General features: G+C 49.2%; 21 protein-coding genes and 3 pseudogenes. 9 read left to right on the top strand and 15 right to left on the bottom strand.

The features are described from left to right. Positions 1 to 58: 58 nt before the first annotated feature. Together V1566_RS23260 and pifC are read right to left on the bottom strand one after the other, a co-directional pair. Complete coding sequence (locus V1566_RS23260; RefSeq protein ID WP_395306094.1) at positions 59 to 1,432, bottom strand: hypothetical protein; 1,374 nt, start codon at positions 1,430 to 1,432, stop codon at positions 59 to 61. A 10-nt stretch (positions 1,433 to 1,442) separates the two neighbouring features. Continuing rightward, positions 1,443 to 2,531, bottom strand: a complete 1,089-nt coding sequence (pifC, locus tag V1566_RS23255; protein WP_395306093.1) for a transcriptional repressor PifC — start codon at positions 2,529 to 2,531, stop codon at positions 1,443 to 1,445. A gap of 179 nt (positions 2,532 to 2,710) precedes the next feature. Here pifC and V1566_RS23250 point away from each other — a divergent pair. Next, a pseudogene (locus V1566_RS23250) lies at positions 2,711 to 3,558 on the top strand (Tn3 family transposase); the annotation flags it as partial. 267 nt (positions 3,559 to 3,825) lie between these two features. Here V1566_RS23250 and V1566_RS23245 read toward each other — a convergent pair. Then, positions 3,826 to 4,260, bottom strand: coding sequence for an RrF2 family transcriptional regulator (locus V1566_RS23245; protein WP_395306124.1), 435 nt, complete (start codon positions 4,258 to 4,260; stop codon positions 3,826 to 3,828). A 173-nt stretch (positions 4,261 to 4,433) separates the two neighbouring features. On the opposite strand from V1566_RS23245, the gene V1566_RS23240 reads away from it, so the two are divergent. Beyond that, complete coding sequence (locus V1566_RS23240; protein WP_395306092.1) at positions 4,434 to 5,405, top strand: alpha/beta fold hydrolase; 972 nt, start codon at positions 4,434 to 4,436, stop codon at positions 5,403 to 5,405. Positions 5,406 to 6,060: 655 nt separating this feature from the next. On the opposite strand, the gene V1566_RS23235 is transcribed toward V1566_RS23240, so the two are convergent. The 3 genes from V1566_RS23235 to V1566_RS23225 all read right to left on the bottom strand — a co-directional run bounded on the left by V1566_RS23235 (position 6,061) and on the right by V1566_RS23225 (position 8,853). Next, positions 6,061 to 6,405, bottom strand: coding sequence for a DUF6694 family lipoprotein (locus V1566_RS23235; protein WP_395306091.1), 345 nt, complete (start codon positions 6,403 to 6,405; stop codon positions 6,061 to 6,063). 135 nt (positions 6,406 to 6,540) lie between these two features. Next, positions 6,541 to 6,795 carry a hypothetical protein gene (locus V1566_RS23230; protein ID WP_395306090.1) on the bottom strand — a complete coding sequence of 85 codons (255 nt, stop codon included), beginning with the start codon at positions 6,793 to 6,795 and terminating at the stop codon, positions 6,541 to 6,543. 1,230 nt (positions 6,796 to 8,025) lie between these two features. Next, positions 8,026 to 8,853 carry a methyl-accepting chemotaxis protein gene (locus V1566_RS23225; RefSeq protein WP_395306089.1) on the bottom strand — a complete coding sequence of 276 codons (828 nt, stop codon included), beginning with the start codon at positions 8,851 to 8,853 and terminating at the stop codon, positions 8,026 to 8,028. A 37-nt stretch (positions 8,854 to 8,890) separates the two neighbouring features. Here V1566_RS23225 and V1566_RS23220 point away from each other — a divergent pair. Continuing rightward, positions 8,891 to 8,992, top strand: a pseudogene (locus V1566_RS23220) (transposase); the annotation flags it as partial. A 107-nt stretch (positions 8,993 to 9,099) separates the two neighbouring features. Here the strand turns inward: V1566_RS23220 and V1566_RS23215 are convergent. From V1566_RS23215 to vapB, 3 genes are all read right to left on the bottom strand, one after another. Beyond that, complete coding sequence (locus V1566_RS23215) at positions 9,100 to 9,429, bottom strand: SdpI family protein (protein ID WP_395306088.1); 330 nt, start codon at positions 9,427 to 9,429, stop codon at positions 9,100 to 9,102. Positions 9,430 to 9,588: 159 nt separating this feature from the next. Next, on the bottom strand, positions 9,589 to 10,005 hold the full coding sequence (locus V1566_RS23210; protein WP_114979783.1) for a type II toxin-antitoxin system VapC family toxin: 417 nt from the start codon (positions 10,003 to 10,005) through the stop codon (positions 9,589 to 9,591). Beyond that, positions 10,002 to 10,232: a type II toxin-antitoxin system VapB family antitoxin gene (vapB, locus tag V1566_RS23205; RefSeq protein WP_395306087.1), complete on the bottom strand. Its 231-nt coding sequence runs from the start codon at positions 10,230 to 10,232 to the stop codon at positions 10,002 to 10,004. The genes V1566_RS23210 and vapB overlap by 4 nt, the downstream gene beginning before the upstream one ends. Before the next feature lie 693 nt (positions 10,233 to 10,925). Here vapB and V1566_RS23200 point away from each other — a divergent pair. From V1566_RS23200 to V1566_RS23175, 6 genes and pseudogenes are all read left to right on the top strand, one after another. Then, positions 10,926 to 11,132: a hypothetical protein gene (locus V1566_RS23200; RefSeq protein ID WP_395306123.1), complete on the top strand. Its 207-nt coding sequence runs from the start codon at positions 10,926 to 10,928 to the stop codon at positions 11,130 to 11,132. Positions 11,133 to 11,351: 219 nt separating this feature from the next. Then, positions 11,352 to 11,486: pseudogene (locus V1566_RS23195) on the top strand (hypothetical protein); the annotation flags it as partial. 27 nt (positions 11,487 to 11,513) lie between these two features. Further along, entirely contained in the window at positions 11,514 to 11,843 is a 330-nt protein-coding gene (locus V1566_RS23190; protein WP_395306086.1) for a hypothetical protein, read from the top strand. A gap of 48 nt (positions 11,844 to 11,891) precedes the next feature. Next, positions 11,892 to 12,710 carry a hypothetical protein gene (locus V1566_RS23185; RefSeq protein ID WP_395306085.1) on the top strand — a complete coding sequence of 273 codons (819 nt, stop codon included), beginning with the start codon at positions 11,892 to 11,894 and terminating at the stop codon, positions 12,708 to 12,710. Beyond that, complete coding sequence (locus tag V1566_RS23180) at positions 12,710 to 13,492, top strand: site-specific integrase (RefSeq protein ID WP_395306084.1); 783 nt, start codon at positions 12,710 to 12,712, stop codon at positions 13,490 to 13,492. Before V1566_RS23185 ends, V1566_RS23180 begins: the two co-directional genes overlap by 1 nt. After that, the gene (locus V1566_RS23175; protein ID WP_395306083.1) at positions 13,482 to 13,802 is read left to right on the top strand and encodes a hypothetical protein; all 321 of its coding nucleotides are present in this window, start codon (positions 13,482 to 13,484) and stop codon (positions 13,800 to 13,802) included. The genes V1566_RS23180 and V1566_RS23175 overlap by 11 nt, the downstream gene beginning before the upstream one ends. 1,550 nt (positions 13,803 to 15,352) lie before the next feature. Here the strand turns inward: V1566_RS23175 and V1566_RS23170 are convergent. The 6 genes from V1566_RS23170 to V1566_RS23145 all read right to left on the bottom strand — a co-directional run bounded on the left by V1566_RS23170 (position 15,353) and on the right by V1566_RS23145 (position 20,604). After that, positions 15,353 to 15,556 (bottom strand): hypothetical protein, encoded by a 204-nt coding sequence (locus V1566_RS23170; protein ID WP_395306082.1) that lies wholly within the window; start codon positions 15,554 to 15,556, stop codon positions 15,353 to 15,355. A gap of 81 nt (positions 15,557 to 15,637) precedes the next feature. Further along, on the bottom strand, positions 15,638 to 16,267 hold the full coding sequence (locus V1566_RS23165; protein ID WP_072162194.1) for a YkgJ family cysteine cluster protein: 630 nt from the start codon (positions 16,265 to 16,267) through the stop codon (positions 15,638 to 15,640). 224 nt (positions 16,268 to 16,491) lie between these two features. Then, positions 16,492 to 16,833: a hypothetical protein gene (locus tag V1566_RS23160; protein ID WP_395306081.1), complete on the bottom strand. Its 342-nt coding sequence runs from the start codon at positions 16,831 to 16,833 to the stop codon at positions 16,492 to 16,494. 375 nt (positions 16,834 to 17,208) lie between these two features. Continuing rightward, on the bottom strand, positions 17,209 to 18,183 hold the full coding sequence (locus V1566_RS23155; RefSeq protein WP_395306080.1) for a ParB family protein: 975 nt from the start codon (positions 18,181 to 18,183) through the stop codon (positions 17,209 to 17,211). Then, positions 18,180 to 19,385, bottom strand: coding sequence for an AAA family ATPase (locus tag V1566_RS23150; protein ID WP_004152349.1), 1,206 nt, complete (start codon positions 19,383 to 19,385; stop codon positions 18,180 to 18,182). The genes V1566_RS23155 and V1566_RS23150 overlap by 4 nt, the downstream gene beginning before the upstream one ends. Positions 19,386 to 19,707: 322 nt before the next feature. Then, positions 19,708 to 20,604, bottom strand: coding sequence for a RepB family plasmid replication initiator protein (locus V1566_RS23145; protein ID WP_004152350.1), 897 nt, complete (start codon positions 20,602 to 20,604; stop codon positions 19,708 to 19,710).

Raw genomic sequence — 20,604 nt, 5'->3', positions numbered from 1 at the left:
ATAAGCCATGAAGTCATTCCTGGCAGATGAAATGCTCTGCCTAAGCACGGTCTGATTACTACTTCTTCATGCACTTAATTGCCGTGGTGCGCAGGAGAAACCAGGACGGATGATGAGTTACATCTCCATGATGACGATGAGCCCCCAACACAGCCTGCAGGAGACTGACGGCTCCAGCGGCCATATTCAGCAATGAAGGTGATCCCATATAACCCAGCACTGCCGGTACGGCGAGCAGTGCAGTGTCCTGTATACTCCGGCGCTTCCATATGCTGAGCTTCTGGTGAAGTTCATCCAGCCCTTCATCCGCAATACGTTCCCGGAAACGCTGCTGTAGCAGGCGGATCTCATCCGGACCGGACGCGCGTTCCATTTCGACTGCGCAGTCACGCAAAGAACGCCTGAAGGCCGTCACGCTGGGCTCGTAATCGGTACGGATACGAAAAATGTCGAGTAAAGACAGGTCCTGCAGAAACGGGAGAGCAATTTCCAGCATCCGGCGTGAAAGTCTGCCCGGTTCATCCAGTTTCTGGAGTATCTTGCTCTGGAATGTACAACGAGTGACAAATGACGCACCAGCCCTGGCTGACTGACTGATATCAGTAAGGAGACCGCGATAATGAAAGTACATGCTACGATTTCTGGCTCCGTTTACCCATCGCTCATACCCTTTACGGTTTTCATGTTTGCCGCGGGTGATCCTTGCTATAAACGTCCCGTCTTCGTTTATCTGAACAGGCTGCATTTCCTGATAAATATACGCATTGGTGAAAGGGCTGAGGCAATCCCGTAATTCCAGCATGATTTCGTCCGGCAATGTTTTTTCTGACACGAACCTTAAATGCCCTTCGTCACCCACTCGCCTGATGCCCCGCACGGAGAGGCTTCGTTCATAGAGCTGAGCCACTGCCGGAGGCATCACGCTGTGAAGAAAATGCCGGTCAGGGTTATCCTGCAGGAGCTGCATCCTGCGCTGCTGTTCATGCCTTGCTGATTCACAAGGCGTGAAAGCAATGAAACCGGCCTGAATCAGAAGAAAATTGTCCTTAACAAAACGAAAGAACTGCGCAACACCAGTTCTGATATCCCCAAGCCTGTCGGTTTCTCTGTTATGTACCAGATGATCCATCGCCTGGGATGATTCAACAATTTCAAGCCGTAATGCCGCTTCTTCCAGCGCATCGGTCAGGATTATTCGCTCAGCTGACAACAATCCGGGTCGATAAAGGGCTACCTGGTCGTGACGGGCAATCCACAAGCTGAGAGGAGAGTGTTCGGGATTATGCCACTCGCTCCGGAGTACGCTGACAGCGTGGAGATAACGGCTGAGTGCTCCCCTCAGCGCTTTAGCGTCGAGGACAGAATAGTCTGTTGCCAGAAGACCATTATCCCACAGAATACTGTCGGTTAGGGCGGGAAGGTTATTGTACATGGGAGTCTCCTCACAGATCTCCGTGCAGGCAGCGCAGACCGGTCAGGGGCTCCGCCAGCGTGCCTTCCGCGCATCGCGTAGTGAGCTCCCGGAGCAGCGTCTCAAAGGCCTCCGCCGACATAAAAATCCGCAGGCCGTCTATCCCGAAAAATCCCTCTTTTGATACGTGGCCGGGCGGAGAAAACATCACGCGCTCGCCCTGATGGCCGTGTGCCAGGGCTTCCGGATGGCGGGCGTACAGCGTGAACAGGCCCAGCAGTTCGGAGAACGCTTCCCAGCCGTACGGCACCACGAAGTCCTGGCCGGTGATCAGCAGATGCAGCCGCGGTGTCTCATACCAGGCGCCCGGGCGGGTGCCGGGGTGCTGGCCGTCGATGCGGATCTCAAGGCGCAGCGTACCGGCCTCAATGGTTTCCGTGACGGCTGGTATCACCGGACGCACCTCCTGAGCCAGATCTCGGGCCTTCTCCCCGCTCCAGTCCAGCCCGCGCAGCATCAGCGGGAAAACGGCTTTCAGCCGCGGCAGGGTGAAAATTCCCGCGAGCGCACTGTCGGGAATATCTGCGAGGTTAAAACAGTCGCTCTCCAGCGGACGCAGGAGGTGTTCGGCATAAAGTTGGTCCACAACGGGACGAAGGGCTGCCCGGAAGGCGTCAAACTCCTGCGTCCAGTTTTCCCCGGCCAGGCGGAAGATCCCCTTCAGGTAGTGGCCGTCCACCGGGCGATCGTGCTCCACCTGCCAGGCCAGCAGGTCCCGGGTGATGTCCAGCAGGGTATGCAGGGCCGGGAGCGTGGCCACCCTGTTCCGGCCGTGCATAAAGGCTTCCCTGGCGTGAACCAGCATAAAGCGCAGCTCGTCGCGGGAGAGTACTGACGTGCCGAAGGTCTGGCCGAGAATGATGTGCCGGTACAGCTGCCGGATCGTGGCCTCCGGATCGGCGATGAGCTGAAAATACCCATCGCCGGGTGCGACCGTTTTCAGCCCGTTATCGAGGAAGCGTTCGGCCAGGGCGTTGACCGAAGTATTTTCGCGACCGGCGCGTACTTTCAGCGCCTCGATCAGCTTTTTGTGAAAACGCAGGTTAAGCTGGCTGAGCATTATCGTTCCTTTCATCTTTGTTTTATTTTTCATGCTAACCTAGCATTTTATTATTGGCTATTAATCAGTTTGCTTATTTTTTCAAAATTGTGATGTTTCTTAATTTGCTGAATGTGATGATTGTAATACTACAGCAACACCTGACCCTTCTCATTTCCGCGCAGATCCGAAAACCCTGAATTTCGGATCAATACAGCCCGTTTTACACCTGCATAATCAGTCGGGTCAGGGATTCAACGCATGTTCTTGATGGCTTGCTGTATCACGAAAGCGACCTGGAAATCAGGGAGCATTACACCGATACCGCTGGTTTCACCGATCATGTCTTTGCCATGATGCATCTGCTAGGCTTTGCGTTCTGTCCGCGAATCAGGGATCTCCAAGACAAGAAGCTGTTTATCAAAGGGAAAGCTGACCAATACCCGGCGCTTCAGTCACTGATATCAACAACCAGCCTGAATCTGAAAGAGATCGAAATCCACTGGCGTGAAGTGTTGCGTCTGGCAACCTCAATAAAGCAGGGTACCGTGACGGCATCCCTGATGCTGAAAAAGCTTGCCAGCTACCCCAAGCAAAACGGACTTGCCAAAGCACTGAGAGAAATTGGCCGTATTGAACGAACGCTGTTTATGCTTGACTGGTTCCGCGATCCAGCACTTCGTCGGCGGGTTCAAGCGGGACTGAATAAAGGAGAAGCCCGTAACGCGCTGGCGCGCGCGGTATTCCTGCACCGTCTGGGTGAAATCAGGGATCGTAAACCGGAAAATCAGAGCTACCGCGCCAGCGGTCTGACGCTGCTGACGGCAGCTATCTTGCTGTGGTGGAAAGAGCGGTCGGTGCCCTGAAGCGTAAAGGGATAAAGATCAACGAGCAACTGCTATCGCATTTGTCCCCGCTAGGCTGGGAACACATCAATCTGACAGGCGATTATATCTGGAAAGGCAACCGGATACCGGCTTCCGGTAAGTTTTGTCGGCTGAGACCCGCTAAAGTAGGAAGGTCAAAAAAAGACCTTAATGTACAATAATTTTCGATATCCAAACTGACCCCTTTTTTGCGGCTCCGATCGTTATTTAGTCAATGACCATAAAATCACGCCCTTCTTTACTGGAGGGAAAGGACTCTTTTCATGGAATTATTCGGCGTATCGATGCAAATAGTGGTACCAATGGCAGCCTTACTCGCTCCCCCTCCGCCAAAGGCAAGTCTTTTAGCGGAGCGCAGGCTCCGAATCGCCTATCTTTGCAGGGCAGCAAGGGTACGCAGCCCTGAACCAGCAATTGTGATGGCGAGCCTAGGGCGAGGTCGCCAAAGCCTTATCTTTTGCATCCTCTGCTATCTTCGCGAGAGTGGTCGCAGCGTATTTTGCAATGAGTTGAGTCTCCGCTGCAGCGTGCGCTTCCTCCAGTACGAAATTGGAAGCACGCTCTACTGGGCAGTTAGGATGATCGCGTGAGATGGGGGCGGCGAGGATAGTTTCCTCGGTTAGAGCGTGCTGAACGTCGAGCACTGTGACATGGTCGAGTGCCCGGGTAAGTCTCCACCCCCCGCCTCGACCGCCTTCGGACTCTACGATCCCATGTTTACGCAACATCCCGAGCGTGCGGCGCACAACAACGGGATTTGTATTGAGCATCTGTGCAATTCGCTCTGACGTTTCCCTGCCGCCCAATAGCCCCATGTGAACCAAGACATGCAGCATTCTGGCAAGACGAGTATCGCTCTTCATCACACCCCATTCCGCAACAATATGAGTTACACTAACTTGACTTTTAGTTATTATTGTAACATAAATTGTTACGTTATAGAAGAAGCGCATTTGCAACGTCGTCAGTTTCTGATTTTTCGACGGGCGTGATTGCCTTTCGTTCAATTGCCCTGCCAACAAATCAAGAGGCATCCATGACAGAGACCAGTATTCAGACCCGAACGATTAACATGAGCATCCTCGATGCCGGGCAAGGCCCGTTAGTACTGCTTTGCCACGGCTTCCCTGAGACCAAATACTCCTGGCGACACCAGATTGATGCACTTGCACAAGCCGGATACCGTGCTGTTGCGCCAGATATGAGAGGTTACGGTGACACGGATGCTCCAGAGCATGCGGATCAATACACAGTCTTCCACGTCGTTGGCGACTTAGTGGCACTCCTCGATGCTATTGGAGAGAAAGAAGCTGTCGTCGTCGGCCATGATTGGGGGGCGACAATTGCTTGGCAAGCCGCGCTTCTGCGACCCGACCGGTTCCGCGCTGTCGTCGCACTCAGCGTCCCAATGATGGAACAGCCACCTGTGCCACCCTCTAAAATTTTCCCACAGACCGAAGAGGTCCTTTTTTACGCACTTTATTTCCAGGAACCACAGATCGCAGAGGCGGAGTTCAGTCGGGACGTGAGCCTGGCTCTTCGCAAGGTCATCTTCGCTGCAAGTGGTGAAGCTGGGCGGCGCAAGCCGGGCGATGGGACACCTAATCCATTCGGCATGGTCATGAAGGGCTCCGGATTGCTGGCAAACCTCCCGACACCGGCCGGGTTACCGGAATGGCTACCCAACAGTGATTTCGAGAAACTGGTCGCGGCGTTCGAATCTTCAGGCTTCACTGGCGGGTTGAACTACTATCGCAATCTTGATCGCAACTGGGAACTACAACAAACTCAAGCCGGTCAGACCGTTACGGTGCCAGCCCTATTCATGATTGGTGAGCGTGATACTGGACTTAGCATCCCTGGTATGGAGCAAATAATTGCTGGCATGCCGAACCTGGTTTCCGATTTGCGCGGCTCCAACGTCATTCAGGAGGCGGGCCATTGGCTTCAGCAAGAGCGACCAACCGAGATATCAGAGCTGATCATTAAGTTTTTAAGGGAGCTTTAAAACCCCTGGTGCGCATTTCCTAAAGGCTGAATCCGAACGAACTCAACGGTCGATTGTCTATTTCGAATTCTGACGTTAGCTTCTCGCTCAAAGCTGCCTGTCAACGTGGTCAAGCTCACAAAGCCATGATGTACACAAAACCACCCTAACGTACAATAATTTTCGATATCCAAACAGACCCCTATCACAGTGCCATCTACGCCACCGGCCATAATGAAGGCAAACTGACGGCGCAGGATATTCACGGGGCAGCGTTAAAAGCGGGACTGGCCACCCCGGCTCCTGACGACCATACCGCGTCCCTTGAGAAAAAAAGTAACCTGGCTGAGGCGCCGGGACTCACCGGAAAGCCGGGGACTCAACGCGACCTATTGCCTAGCTGGATTCCGCGCACAGCGGGGTAATGTTTAGGCAGCGCATAGCTCGGGCAAACCATACTGGTTTGAAAACTCTAGCCTAGACATTCCTTAATCTTAATGAGCGACAAATAGACACTAGCATTGAGCTCTTACAATACCAGTGCGCATAACGGACGATTATGTTTAATGAGGAATTTCAGGATATTGCCTTGGTATCACCTAATAACCTGAAAAGCATGGATTTAAAAGAAGCGACCCGGATCACATTTGCCCGAAAAGGTCTCCTTTAATTCGATTTATTTTTCCTGTTGATACTGAAGCAACAGTTTAACTTTTTTTCCCCGATAACGTCTGGCTTCAGAAATGATCTGGTCAGCAGTTTTACCATTAAGGAAGAGCAGGCGTATTTTATCTGAAGAAAAATGGTCATCGTTATTTAACAGGGCCTCAGTTTTGTAATAATCCATGATATCCGTTATCGCGATATGCAGCTGCTCTTTCTTCTCGGCTGAAAGCTGCTCATAAACCTTCAGCGTGGAATACTCCAGCGTGTCCGGGCTTGTGCCATCAAATGTTGCTGCAGGCTCGCAACCATTAAGAACCAGAGAGAAGGATAAAACCACCACATAACTGATTTTCATATGAACGGTTCGCTCTCAAATAATGCAGTGAGAAGACTGAGCTCAATCGTTGCATTCACCGAGATACAGTTGATGGCTGCAGCAGAATAAAAAGTGGCGCAGGGTTCTCCCGGTGGTTCACTAACTATCTTAGTATCACATGTCATTTTCCTCTATCTTCTCCATAAAAGTCTGTAAACGCGTACGATCAGCATCAACACGATCCCTATCGATAACACTTTCATGGCTATACAGTGCAAGTTTTTGCCAGTAATGGAAAATGGCCCAAGCCTTGGTCAATTCCCACGGATATAGTGAAGATTCTGGATCAAGTAGACATCTTTTTATTTCCATTTCTGCTATATAAGTCAGTTGTTCATAGTTCAACGTCAATTCCTGTTTGTTATCCATGCTGTACATCCGTTGTCAGTTCTAAAAATCAGTATTGCTATAAAATATAGCATGTTTTTTTAATTCCGCCGGTGACATCTGATCACTCTAACCGAGGCTGCTGAAAAATTTTCTCAGGCATGATTCTATGCATTCCACACCTCCAGTTTCGGGATGTTAAAGTGAGGTATAAAAAAAGCCCGCTTTTGAGAGCGGGCCAATGAGTGACTATTAGTAAGTAAGGTAGGTAGTCGTGAGTTTTATTAACTGACCAGAGTGATGAAGTATCGGGCTGATTCACAATGGTTCAGGGGAACCATCAGGCAGTTATCTTAGACTCACTTCTCAAGCATAGCAGAAGTTTGCAAATTCATAAAAAAACCTACGGCTCTTAAGGAATTTGAATCGTTATTATGATGGCCCGGTACCTCCCGATATCTCTGCTCCAGTCAGCAAAGATTCGCGCATGCCTGCAGATAGCTGTTGACTTCGCTGAGAAAGGATTCACCACAAAAAAATAAGTTACGTTCACCCATGTATATTGTCAACCAGTGTCAGACCGGACTGACTATCATCGGCGATGGAGAATATGTATTTCATATACCCCTTGGGTAAATTAAAGATTGTGGTGCCGGGTGCCTCCCGGTGAGCTGTTGCATAACCAACAACAACTCGCTTTTGTCAGCCAGCAATAGTATCGCTTGTTACTCGGTCATGTAGCCCCGCCGCACAGGGGGATTCACCACAAAATGAATATAAATCTGAGCGGTAAACATTGCAAACTTCCACTGTAAGGCCTGTGTTTGGCTTGTGTCGAACGTAGCCCGGGTATGGTAAAGGCCACCAGATGGCAGCCTTAGAAATGAAAAACCTCACCGAAACGAAGTCATATGATTTAGAGGCACCTCATCCAACAAACCGCCCCCGTTTTATTGGAATTTGACGAGATGCTTTTGGATGAGCGCTGAACCCAAAGAACAGTAATGTTACAAAGCAATTTTGCAAAAGCAGCGCTCACGCAAAAAACTCTATGGCAAATGAAAAAAGTTGCCATCGGCTATAAACTCCGAGCCATGACTGCAACCTGGCGGTAAGCTGCCATTCCGCAGCCAGAGCCCCCTTCCCGATCCCCGCAAAATATACAGAGTAATGACAGTGGAGAAAACCCAGTAACGGAAATAAATTTTAAAGGAAAGGCCGTTTATACGACCTTGCTGTGAGGAGTGTTAGAGAGGCTACTGTCGTTTCTACTTATTTCAGACCATAAGTTGTTACTGCATCCTGAAGTCTGGTACTCCGTGACATCAAATCCCGCGTTGAACTGGCCGATTCAGCAACCATTACACTGTTATCCTGCGCCATCAACTCTATCTGTTCAATTGAACGATTAATGAGCGTCAGTGCTGCAGTCTGTTCTTCTGTCGTATGATGGATTTCTTTGATCATGGACGACACTCTGGTGACTTCAGTGCGAATAGATTCAATGTGACCGCTGGCATTTTCTACGGTTTTTTCTCCTGAGGCCACAGTATCAACCGTTGCAACAATGAGCCCCTTAATCTCTGCCGCTGCGGAAGCTGAATTCTGGGCCAGTGTTCTCACCTCACTGGCCACAACGGCAAAACCACGACCATGAGTTCCAGCCCGGGCAGCCTCAACTGCGGCATTCAACGCCAGAATATTAGTCTGAAAAGCAATATTGTCGATAACGCTGATAATATCGACTATCTTTTCGCTGGCATGAGAAATTGATTTCATCATGGCCTGTGTTTCCTTCATCGCTGCTTCACCTTTCACAGCTGAGTCATCAGCGGAAGCGGCAAGTTTTACCGTATCTGCAGCCGTATCAGCACTTTGTCGTACAGCGGCCATCAGTTGTTCGGTGGCCTGGGCTGTATGCTGAAGATTCGCAAGTGTATCTGTCGTCCGGGCATTCAACTCCTCTGCTCCTGCAGCCAGTTGCGAGCCAGCTACTGACATTTCTCTGATTTGCACATCAGTGTCGTTGACCAGAGAGTAAAGACGTATCCCGACCTGATTAACGTTACGTAACTGAATCGCAATGGGTTTAACAGACACCTCGGAGTCATTTAAGATGACTTAAAGATAGATACTCATGAGCGGTAAACGTTATCCCGAAGAGTTTAAAATTGAAGCAGTCAGACAGGTTATTGATCGCGGTCATTCTGTTTCCAGCGTTGCAACTCGTCCCGATATCCCCCCCACAGCTGACTGGCTCCATGAATCTCCAGACAGTTGGCATCACTTAAGTTAGTTTTTCCCTATTGAATTAAGGAAATCACTTGTTTCGTTCATGCTGCATCATTACTTTTTCATTACAATGAGTTTCAAAAATGTAACGACTACAGGCACTGAAACTTCAATGATAAACAACACAATAATGAGGTCAGCGTTGCTGTCACCATTGCGCCAAATGCCTGACAATACTGACACTAAGAAAAAGACAAAAACAGAAATGATCATCGACAGTCCATAAATACGGTTGGCCTGAAACCAGATCTTAGGATGATTCAAAATTAATGAGGTGCGAACACCATACCATCTGTTCGGTTTAACCTTTTGTCGCGCAAGAGGTATAGCAATAATAAACAGGAATAGGCTGCCAATACTGAGATAGAAAAAGTTATCGTTCATCCAACCCCACCTTTTCATTATTAAGCAGGAATCACCACATAACCGGAAAGGATCCTGCCCCGGACATGAATCAGGATCATAACAATTTTGCCAGGCAAGAAAAAAACACGGCTAGCATAACTGAATAATGTCATGCCGCCGGATGGCGGCATGACATTATTACTTCGCCCAGTCTTCAAGTACTAACCCCGGCACCCGCTCAAACTCCCGCGTATTATTCGTCACCAGTACGGCACCGGCGGCGACAGCATGCCCGGCTATCGCCGTGTCGTTCGGGCCGATTGGCGTGCCGGCAAGGCGTAGCGCAACCTTAATCTCCGTGGTCGCATCCACCGCGGCGCGGTCCCAGGGCAGGATGGCATCGAGGCGGCTGCAGAATTCATCAACCAGCTGCACGTGACGGGGCGAGGCCTTCGGCCCGGTGGCGCCGAAGCGCATTTCGGAGTAAGTGATGGCCGAGATCACGATGCGCTGGCCGCGCAGCACCGCCTGCTCCAGGCGCTTCAGCACCGCTTCCGGCTGCTCGCGCATGATGAATGAGCAGATACAGGTGTCGAGCATATAGGTCTTGTTCACAGGTCAAATCGTCCTTCGTCGGTGACAACGTCCCCACGCTCCGCCATAAAGTCCGGATCGGCTTTTTCGAGCTGCGCGAACGAGCCCCAGGTCGGCCGGACGGGACGCAGGATGATGCTGTCCCCTTCCCGGACGATCTCCAGCTCGCTCACCCCCTCAAAATCCAGATCGCGGGGCAGACGGATGGCGCGGTTATTGCCGTTTTTAAAAATGGATACGGTTCTCATGATTCTCTCCCGGGTAAGTGTGGATATGTAATGCATATCCGGAATGTTGTTCATTGCACCGGGTGTGTGCATTGGTTCAGTATAGGCAGATGTTCAGCATATGTATAGATGCAACATATGCAGATGGTGAGTATATGCGTATGTTATACCTATGCAGATGTCTGACATATGGATATGCAACGCCTATACACATTTCTCTCTTTTTCTGCTGAGATCCGAAAAAAGGTAGTTCCGGATCTGCTTTCCGCACCCCGGCGCGCAGCGGCCCCCTGATACAAGATGTAGCGGTGTAATCAGCTGCTCAAGACGCTATATGTTGTGTTAACCCCCTGCCCCGTGACCGGCCGCTTACCCCCATAAAAGGGCGGTGTGGTTATTCCCTGACCGTGGTACACTTCCGGAAAGTTGTTATACGCCAGAAAGTCGGATCATCGCGAAACGGCCATCCGGTAATTTAACTGCGTTTCTATATGGATGATTATTATAAGTATGGTGATAATTGCTCTCGTGATGATTACTGAGGGGGTCATTACTCCCTAAACAGTGCCGCGTAAAGCATTACCCTGTCGGTATTATCGGGCGGGGCATTAATTTAAGGGAAGGCAAATGCAACCGAAATCTATTGCGCTCGTTCTTTACACCGTTCTGGTTGCCGGACTGGCCATCACCGGAACGATTCTTTACGAAAGCTATGTGTCCGCACCGGATCTGGCTGATGACATTGCCAACGGCCGCAGCCTGACGAACCGGTGTGTGGAAACCTCCCGGACCGGTCATGTACTGCAGCTGGAGTGCCAGACGATGAGTCTGCGTGTGACGACGGCGGATTATGCGCGCGCCGTCAGAGCCTGGGAGCTGACCGGTGAACGCCGGGAGACAGCCCCGACTACCGCAAACTGACAACCGCCGGGGCGGGATTTCTCAACAATTTAAGGAAGCAAAAGTATGGGAATGTTTGATACGGTCAGATTCCGGTACCGGATGCCGGACGGAGTAACCGGGACGGACTTTCAGACCGACGACCTGGACTGCGAGTGTGAATTTTACGAGATCTCATCAGAGGGCCGTCTGTTGCGCTGGCAGAAAAACGGTGAACTGAAAGACACGGAGTACAACGGGATGTTAACCCTGAGCGCCAGTGACGGTTATCACCTGTATTTTGAGCACGGGACACTGGCGTGGATCGAGGTGTACTCGCAGGGCGACAGGCGCTGGCCGTTTGAGCCAGACCGTTTTATGCCGGACCCGGCCTGACGGGATTTCTCGATACAAGGAACGCGAATGTGTGATTTATGCAGGGCGGACGGGAATTATTTCCATTCGCCGGAATGCGTCTATGACCAGCTGGTCAGTGAGTACCCTGTGATGTGGCTGCGGGATTCGACCCGGATTGGCGCCTGCTACACCCTCCGTGAACTGCTGTCGCCGGAAGGGATGGTGCTGGCCATACAGAACGCGCCTCCCGTGACGGGATGGCGGCTGCGCATGCGGTATGACGAGGCCACTGACGAAGAGATTAACCCGCAGTGCGGGGACTGTATCGCGCTGGCCTCCAGGGCGGACGCCCTGCTGGCTTTTGAACCGTTCCGTGGAGACGCTGCGGCAGTATGACCGGCTGGATTTTTCATTTACAGAACCATACAGAAGGGTACTGGCATTATGGGAAGCATGAAAGACCAGATGATGGATATTGAATCTGAACGATTTGATAAATGGCTTGCGGAAAATTATCCGGATGTTGTCCCCGGCTCAGAAGAATGGGAACAGGCCGCTAACCTGTATTACTGGGAACAGGAGTATCTCGCCGATCAGGCTCAGTGGGATCATGAACACGGGCTGTTTGTGGCTTCCCTGAACAATGTTCATCAGCGTTACCTGCACGCCAGCCAGGAGCTGAAGAAGCTCCATGCCCTGCTTGATGAAAAGCAGCCTGAACTGGTGTACAGAATGTCTTTCGTCCATGCCGTGACGGTCATGGAGGCGTACCTGATGTACTGCGCCAGAGCTCTGCTGGAACATGACTGGCCCCTTACACGGTTCAGGGATGAGTTTTATATGAAGTCCGATAAAATCAAAAATCCGGTAAAACATGCTGCCCGTGACATGGATCTTTCTCTGTTCCGGCCTGCGGCGCAGATTTTTGTTTCCCGGATGACGTTTCATAACGTGAAAACCATTGAGCGCTATTTCGGGACTGTGCTTCATATACCGCCCGTCTGGCCAATTGAGCCGCTGGGTATCATCGCAGACTGGCGAAACGATCTGGTACACCGCAACGGTGTGGATGAGCATGATGTGCCACGCGTGATATCAGCGCAGCAGCTGCATAGCGCCCTGCAGAAAGTGTCGGATCTGATAGAGGCTGCAGATCATTCCCTGCGTCTGGAAGTGGACTATTTTGGTAACTGGCGTAATGAAGAGAACCGGGAAATCATTGCGGGAGCACTGCGCATATCCCCGGGCGGAGAATCATCCTGATGACCGGACTTGTAACCCTGGGAGGGTATTCGACAACAGGTGCTCAGTTACCTGTTTCTATCGACTATCCAGCGGCGCTGGCCCTGCGTCAGATGGCGCTCGTTCAGGACGAACTGCCGAAATACCTGCTGGCGCCGGAAGTAAGTGCCCTGCTCCACTATGTACCCGATCTCCACCGCAAGATGTTGCTGGCAACCCTCTGGAATACCGGCGCGCGCATTAACGAGGCGCTGGCGCTGACCCGGAGTGATTTTTCCCTGACACCGCCCTACCCGTTCGTGCAGCTGGCCACGCTCAAACAGCGGACCGAAAAAGCCACCAGAACGGCCGGCCGTGCTCCGGCCGGTAGCCTGCCTCATCGTATCGTTCCGCTTTCCGATGCGAACTATGTCAGCCAACTGGAGATGATGGTGGCCACGCTTAAAATTCCGCTGGAGCGCCGTAATAAACGCACAGGCAGAACCGAGAAGGCACGCATCTGGGAAATTACCGACAGAACGGTCCGGACCTGGATAAGTGAAGCCGTTGATGCGGCTGCCGCCGACGGGGTGACGTTTTCGGTACCGGTTACCCCGCACACGTTCCGTCACAGCTACGGGATGCACATGCTGTATGCCGGCATCCCGCTGAAGGTGCTGCAGAGCCTGATGGGACACAAGTCGATCAGCTCGACGGAGGTCTACACGAAAGTGTTTGCGCTCGATGTCGCGGCACGGCACCGGGTGCAGTTCCAGATGCCAGGCGATGAGGCTGTGGCGCTGCTGAAGGGAAATGGCAGGTAACTTCTGTCAGTGCTCACCTCCCGGCACAGGCTGGGGTATTTGTGCAAGAATAATAAATACGACCAAGCAAAATATTTTCTGGACATTTATTCCGATAGTGCCGAAATGTCCAGGGAGAAAGGCATTTTTTGTGTATCTGTTGTTTATTGCAGATGAACCCGATGATGTCTTCTTTTACTGGACAGAATCACCTGATCGTCCAGGTGGGCGCGGAGAATTAAACAAGGGGCATAAAAAAGGCCGCTGGCGCGGCCTTAGTTCGGTATCTGGTGCTATCAAGCTGCTCACTCAGCTACGATTCACAATGTAAATGCAGTAATTTTTCTAATTCTTGTAGTCTCACTAGATAGCCAGCGGTGATTGCCTTACCACTTTCATCATCACCAAGACCGTTCTCAAGCAGATCAGAGGCGAAATTAGAACAGGCGCAGCGGAGAGTCATTACTTGTGAATCAGTAAGGGTAGTACCGTTAATAACAATTGCCGGTTCTGGTTGTGAATTCATCATTGTCACCACTTATCGTCTTACATTGATATTATCAGGCTAGATCACTCACCGCTAGCAGAGCTGGACAGAATTACCTGAATGTCCAAGTGGCGCGGGAATTAAACGAGGGGCATAAAAAATGCCGCTGGCACGGTCTGACTGATGAGTTCATGCCTTGCTACAAAGACTGAACGGCATGACCATACTCGTTTCTGGTCTTGCATATCTGCCACGCTTTTTATAGCGGAGATCCCTGTCAGCTATCTTGAATAACGTCCGGTCACGGGGTGATCGTCGCATTAATGGCTTTCGTTGATAACGTTCCGGCCACGGAAGAGAAGAAGCAGAAAGATAACGCTCCTTCCGAGAACAGTCTTCTTTCTGATAAGCAACCATCAACCTGAAAACTGTCGTCATAGGATATTCCTTTTCCTACCAATTCATTAAGTTTACCAGGCCAGATCCGTCACAGCCAGCAGAACTGGACGGAATGACCTGAATGTCTAACTGCGCTGGGAATTAAATGAGGAGTAGTAAAAAGGCCACTGGCGCGACCTTAGTTCTTTTTAATAAATAGAAAATAGGCAACTATGCCTACACCTATACAGATAGGTGCATAAAACAGAAAATCATTATTGAACATGATTCACCTGATTATGAATGGGGAATAGATATTGTGTGATTAATATACCAAGCCAGATCCCGCGCTACCAGCAGAACTGGACGTAATAACATTTATGTCCAGACGACGAGCGAAGAATCCACAAGAGGAAGTGATGCCATCAAAGTTCCACAATGGGATATACCCCAACCTTAGGTGTTTAATGGTTTCATTGATCGGTTCGTTTTTAAATGCCCCACTTCCTTCGCAATGCCTGACTATCGTTTTTACGTCTCTGCTTGTGGGATTGGTTTACTTACTTTGCAGAGGTGAACGATAAGGTGCTGGCTAAGGCCAGCATTACCACAGGACAGCATCACCGGAGTGTCAAACCGTGAGGTGAATTAAACTTTACGGCGGCGCAGCTCGTCGCGGAACGCTTTAGCCTGGCGGGTAATGACGGCCTGCCATTCACTACGGCGCATTCCACCGCGAGCAAATATTCTTTCACGCCACTCGTCGCTTTCCCATTTTGCGACCCGCTGAACATTCTCAATACCGAAATATGACAACGGAAAATACGGAAATAACGATCCCATACCAGATAGGCAACAGAGACGGCGGCGATGATCATGGCGATTATTATTTCCATACACCAAATATACAAGGCATATACCCGCACTACCAGCAGAACTGGGCAGTATCACCAGTATGTCTAACTGCCGGAGGAATTAAACGAGGTGTAGAAAAAAGGCCGCTGCCGCGACCTTATTCAGACTTTAAGTGGATGCATTATGTCATGTAAAGAGTAAATGCCAGTGACCACATGGAAAGCAAGTAATCCACATGCAAAGCCGCACGATGTCCAGAAGTGAGCAAAACTATCCGCATCACCACTGTAAGAAGCGAAGATAAAGAATAGCTGAGCCAAGCAACCTGCAACAGATATAACCAGCGTATGTTTAGCAATGTTCATTAGACGGCTCCTTTTTGTCAATTATACCAGGCCAGATCCCGCGCAGCCAGCAGAACTGGACTGAAATATTTCCATGCCTGGCTATTTTATTCCTTTATGATTCCCAAAGAAGAATCTGATATCACTCTTCTTCCTCTTCCCATTTAGATGGTCAATATATTTTCGAAACTGATAAATTATATTTATGTCTTGACCACCTAAACTCCCATATGTCCTATGAGGTTCGTTTGGTGTTTCGCAGTACTTAGGGTTATCTACTGTGAAAAAGGTTCTACAATTGAAAGGTCGATATTCATATATGGAGCAGATTCCATCAATTAAAAATGGGCAATCTGTATTGGTTTTTAATTTTCTTTGCTTGTTAGATACAATTCTGTGGGATGTGTTTTTTTCTATAAAACTTGCTTCTAATGCCGTCATTTCGACACCTATTTTGCAACAGGCGCTGCAACCTTTCTGACATACTGTAAAGGTTGATGCAAACTCGCCAAAAGTATCAAGAAATCCATAAATCAAACTAATTTCCAAAAATGGATTATTCTTAACAGAATCCAGCTTCACCTGAAGAGTCTGACAGGCAGCTATGACGTTTTCAGGGATGTCTGGTAATACTCTTGTTTCATCCCTTTCAATGTATTTCACTTCAATTATTTCATTTTTTTTGGGGAAAAAACGTTGTAGAAGACGTTGTAAAAAATTAATCCATTTCAAAATAACTCCTTAGGCATGACATGAAGCAGCTGCACATTGCAAAAGCAGATTAAACGACACGGATCCAGTAGGCTGGTTCAACAACCCAAACTCCGCAATCATATGCGATAGCCCTACGATGACGGTTCATCAGCCAGAACGTCCAGGCGACAAACCGACTATTTCCACTATAGACGGTTTTATCCCCATCCAGCATGACAGCATAGCGAGGCTTTTTGTTCATATTATGATTCCTTATGTTGTTTACCTGGAATTATCGGAGCGTCCAGGTGGCAAGGCAACTCTGTATCAGAGGATATTTTACCCCGCGCAACCAGCCCTGCGCGACGTTGTTCCAGCCATGTTTTGAAAGCGGGTGTCGCTTCGACTTTTTTCACTTCCTTCTGTTTCCAGGCTTTTACCGGGCCTGCACTGAGTGCACTGAGCGGCGCACCGAGAAATTCACTGATCGCCTTGTCAGTCCAAATGCGAGCTTTCAAGCCACGTTTACTTATCCACTCAGCATGCCATTCATTGCTCGCTTGGGCTCGTCTATCTGCTGCATTGTAATAAAGCCTCACGGTCATGGCACATATCCTTGTACTTCTACATCATGAATGGGTTTGGCATAGAGGGGCCAAAGAAAAATACAATGATTGAGGTAAGGATAAAACAGGTTAACCAGAGCCATTCAAGTTTCCAAGGTCTGAATAATTGCCAGATAAATCCGACCGCGATAGAGCCGCAAACAACACCACCAATTAGAGCTTCAGAAATTGTCGAGTGTTCCATTGATTTTGTTTCTCCAAAAATTACGCCATTGTGCTTTATAAAACTTCAAGCGATGCGACAGGGAATTTCATACTGAAAGAAATCACAAAAAACCTCGTTTTTTAGATAGTTAGGACTGAAAATGTAGTGGGAACTTTTTAGTGGAGTCACACATTAAATTCCCACTTTTTTTATTTTTCGAAGGACTGCATGTTGCCCATGACCAGCCTGATGGCCTCATCTAACTCAGCCTGAACTGAAGCAGGAAGACGGGCAAATTCATAGGTCACTAAGCGTTTAGACGGATCGGTTTTCTTCCGGGCAAACTGCTTTTTGTCTTCAAACTCACGTAGTTTTTCAGTTTGTACAGTTTTCACTGGCGCTGGCTTCAGCTGCTTCGAATGGCGTTTAAAAGAGTCCATAATTAGCGACTTACTTACGCTTTCAACTTTTGCAGCACTGATGTCTGCCTGCACTTTTCCGAGCAAATCAGACAGAGGCACACCTTTGCTATCTAAGTCCTCTGAAATTTTTAACAGCAGCTGGTAATCAGCAAGGGAGAGTTCATTGATAACCGGGAATAACTCGACCATTTCAGCTGGCACAGAAGCAGCTTGAAACGCGCGGGAAACGCTGGCCGGTGAGACGTCCTCTACGCGCGCAATTTCATCCTTAGACATGCCATTTGCGTACATAAATTGATATCTTTGACCTATCTCACGAAGCGTATGCTCACGCGCGGTCTGAATGTCTTTGGCAAGCTGACGAGCATCTTCAAGACTTATCTCATCTTCTGTAACCAGAATTTCGAATTTCGCGCCACTGAAGATACATGCCGCCCGGCGCCGGGAACCATCTAACACTTCAATACAACCGTCAATAACTCGGCCGATTGCTGGGAAAAATTGCTGCAGGTTGATAGTTCGCGTTATGTCGCTCACTGACTCAGGGGTTACATACCTTTGGTCGCGACCGTTAACAGCTGGATCTACAAATGTCTTCTCTTCAATATCACCATTCAAAATGGTTGAGAGGGTGAACTTGGCCTGATTACCGGACTTAAGGGTGAATACCTTCTCTGCTTCTTTGGTTTCGAGGCTACGGATAAAATCCGAGCTATCACTACCTAAAATGTTTCGCCCGCGAGCTACTATTTTTTTCTTCACGCTGATTGGCTCCTCAGGAATTCAATACGGTCAAACACAGCCTTCGTAAAATGCTCTGCTTCTGTACGCGCTTTTTTTAACGCGTCGTTGCTACCGGGATAAGATGCTGGGTTAGCACTAATAATCGTATCAAACGTTTCTCCGCAACGTTCAAAGCCATCCAGGCGTGGCAGGGAAGAGTCCAGTATGCTACTTGTGTAGACTTCACGAGCAAGGCTATGTGAAACCAGGTGATCGGGCTTGCCAGTCATTTTCGACATAAAACCAATACTGGCAGCCAGACGCGGTTCAATTCCTTCTTCTTCCAGCGTTTCCAGCATTTCAGGCAAGCGGGTAAGGTATTTCAACGTGGAATGGAAATCGACTTGCGCCGGCGGAGTAGGGGTGAGAATAAGGTCACTTGCCGCCAAACCGTTTAGTAAAAATGGATCGAGGTGCGGACCTGTATCAATCAGGATGAAATCGTAGTCATCAGCCACACGATCGATAATGATTTTGCGAAGCACTTCGTACTGGTTTACGCCCGGCAGGTGCTCGCTAACCAGCTCCTTCCATGCGCTGGCTACAAAACCATCATCGATAGAAGCCGGAATAACATCAACACCTGGAATGATGGTTGGCCGTATCACTTCGTTACGCAGGGTTTCAGCATCGACATCGTTTAGCATCGCTTGCGCGGCGGTTTCAAGAATGGAACCAATACTGTGCGTGTGATCGAGGAACATGGTGCTGGATGCCTGCGGATCAAGGTCAATAACCAGAATACGCAGATCGTGACGCAATAAATCCTGATGCACTCGCAACGCGTGCGCCAGCGTTACAGTTGATACGGTTTTGGATACGCCGCCTTTCAAGTTAACGACGAAAATAACGTAAGGCGATTGATGGATTTCACGATACTTCGGGATCTTGCGGTGGGCGTAAATATCAATAACATTCTGTACTGTAAGAGCATATTGCTCAACATTTCCGACGCGTTTCTTGTTGAAATCGTAGCCTGCATCTTCCATTTCTTTAATGGCCTGCTCCACGATGCGACGGCTTAGCTTGGGTAATTTGGCTACTGCGTTCCGGGTAAAGGTCTGGAAGTATTCTGTAAGGTTAAACTCTTTGCGTTGATCTTCAATGTCCCGGCTCATTGACTCAAGCAATATGCCAGCTCGTCGCGCTATCGAGCCTACTCCACCGTAATCTCGTTTCATTCTGTTCTCCATGATGTTTTCAATGTAGAGGACATTGATTGTACAACTCGGAGTGTACAACAAATATCATTACGTGCAAGAAAATATTGATATCTGTGTTTTTGTTGCACGTTCAGCGAGTGACTCAAAGGCTGAACGCTGATACATGTGTTTATAAATCGGCTCGGAAGTGAGCAAACAGGTGTGTTTACAAAGCGGAAAACAATATGAGAGGAAATAGATGTGTTTATAAAACGGATGCTGATGCTGTGTTACCGGGAAAACAGCAAACACTCGCAGTCACTGCGGCACATATCCGCTTTACAAACACAGTTAGGCGCTTTTACTCTCCATCTTTTAAGGCTTCAGACATAGCCTTAATGTCTGGCCTAGGCGTGCGACGGGTTATGATTAAGTGCCATTCACCATCCTTTTTAACGACATCGCCATCTAAATAACCGACCGCTTTAAGCTCGTCTATAGCCTTGTTAATCACTCGATTCTGCTGGTTATTGGGTGAAGTAAGCATTAGGCGACGTTTAATACGCGCGAACGATAGTGGTATTGGTCGCTCAGGAAGGCTCTCAATGAAAGTGTATAGGGCCTGTGCTGTACCTTTGTTCGCAAGTTGCCGGATTATAAACATCTGCAGAAGCACCTGACGGTCGAATTGATAAAGCTCCCAAAGAGACTCATCGGCGGTAAGTTCCATGATGTCGTCTTTTTCGTCCCACTTACCACGACTTAACAGACCAGATACAACACCATTCCGATCCTTTTCTGAGGCAAGCTTGATAGTTGTGCTGCGAAGACGAATAAGAGAGTCGGCCAAGCGCGTTCTGAGTCCTTTATCTTTGTCCTTTGAGCTAAACCCGCAGAATGTAGCAAACTCGCTGAATGGAAGTTCAATGGTGCTGCTGTTTAAGCCATATTTCGAAAACGCGAGAATGATGCCAACCCACACCTTGAAGTCAGTCTCCATCGAAAGTCGTGGGCCGGTAATACGGATGTCTGTATAACCTTCGGCTCTTGCCAACTCTAAGCTTTGAAGTTCGCTACTCGCATCAATACTGATATTTTCTGTGTCCTTTCCTTTTCGTTTTAAGGAAGGTAGAAACAGACCTAAGCGCATCAAAGCTACAGGCTGGACAGTAGCGTTTCTGGAAGGCATGAGCTTCTTATTTTCATCGATTTCTACGAGAACCGATTCAAGTGATAGATCTACACTTTTCTTATACAT

It is taken from the genome of Enterobacter sp. ECC-019, from assembly GCF_043974075.1.
GTDB classification, from domain to species: Bacteria; Pseudomonadota; Gammaproteobacteria; order Enterobacterales; family Enterobacteriaceae; genus Enterobacter; species Enterobacter asburiae_D.
Note: the sequence above shows the minus strand (reverse complement) of the source record. Positions and strands in the feature narration are given on the sequence as shown.

Bases quoted from the DNA above. Each gene is read 5' to 3' on its own strand.
- V1566_RS23260 (WP_395306094.1), bottom strand. From the start codon at position 1,432: ATGTACAATAACCTTCCCGCCCTAACCGACAGTATTCTGTGGGATAAT.
- pifC (WP_395306093.1), bottom strand. From the start codon at position 2,531: ATGCTCAGCCAGCTTAACCTGCGTTTTCACAAAAAGCTGATCGAGGCG.
- V1566_RS23245 (WP_395306124.1), bottom strand. From the start codon at position 4,260: ATGAAGAGCGATACTCGTCTTGCCAGAATGCTGCATGTCTTGGTTCAC.
- V1566_RS23240 (WP_395306092.1), top strand. From the start codon at position 4,434: ATGACAGAGACCAGTATTCAGACCCGAACGATTAACATGAGCATCCTC.
- V1566_RS23235 (WP_395306091.1), bottom strand. From the start codon at position 6,405: ATGAAAATCAGTTATGTGGTGGTTTTATCCTTCTCTCTGGTTCTTAAT.
- V1566_RS23230 (WP_395306090.1), bottom strand. From the start codon at position 6,795: ATGGATAACAAACAGGAATTGACGTTGAACTATGAACAACTGACTTAT.
- V1566_RS23215 (WP_395306088.1), bottom strand. From the start codon at position 9,429: ATGAACGATAACTTTTTCTATCTCAGTATTGGCAGCCTATTCCTGTTT.
- vapB (WP_395306087.1), bottom strand. From the start codon at position 10,232: ATGAGAACCGTATCCATTTTTAAAAACGGCAATAACCGCGCCATCCGT.
- V1566_RS23190 (WP_395306086.1), top strand. From the start codon at position 11,514: ATGTGTGATTTATGCAGGGCGGACGGGAATTATTTCCATTCGCCGGAA.
- V1566_RS23185 (WP_395306085.1), top strand. From the start codon at position 11,892: ATGGGAAGCATGAAAGACCAGATGATGGATATTGAATCTGAACGATTT.
- V1566_RS23180 (WP_395306084.1), top strand. From the start codon at position 12,710: ATGACCGGACTTGTAACCCTGGGAGGGTATTCGACAACAGGTGCTCAG.
- V1566_RS23175 (WP_395306083.1), top strand. From the start codon at position 13,482: ATGGCAGGTAACTTCTGTCAGTGCTCACCTCCCGGCACAGGCTGGGGT.
- V1566_RS23170 (WP_395306082.1), bottom strand. From the start codon at position 15,556: ATGAACATTGCTAAACATACGCTGGTTATATCTGTTGCAGGTTGCTTG.
- V1566_RS23160 (WP_395306081.1), bottom strand. From the start codon at position 16,833: ATGACCGTGAGGCTTTATTACAATGCAGCAGATAGACGAGCCCAAGCG.
- V1566_RS23150 (WP_004152349.1), bottom strand. From the start codon at position 19,385: ATGAAACGAGATTACGGTGGAGTAGGCTCGATAGCGCGACGAGCTGGC.
- V1566_RS23145 (WP_004152350.1), bottom strand. From the start codon at position 20,604: ATGTATAAGAAAAGTGTAGATCTATCACTTGAATCGGTTCTCGTAGAA.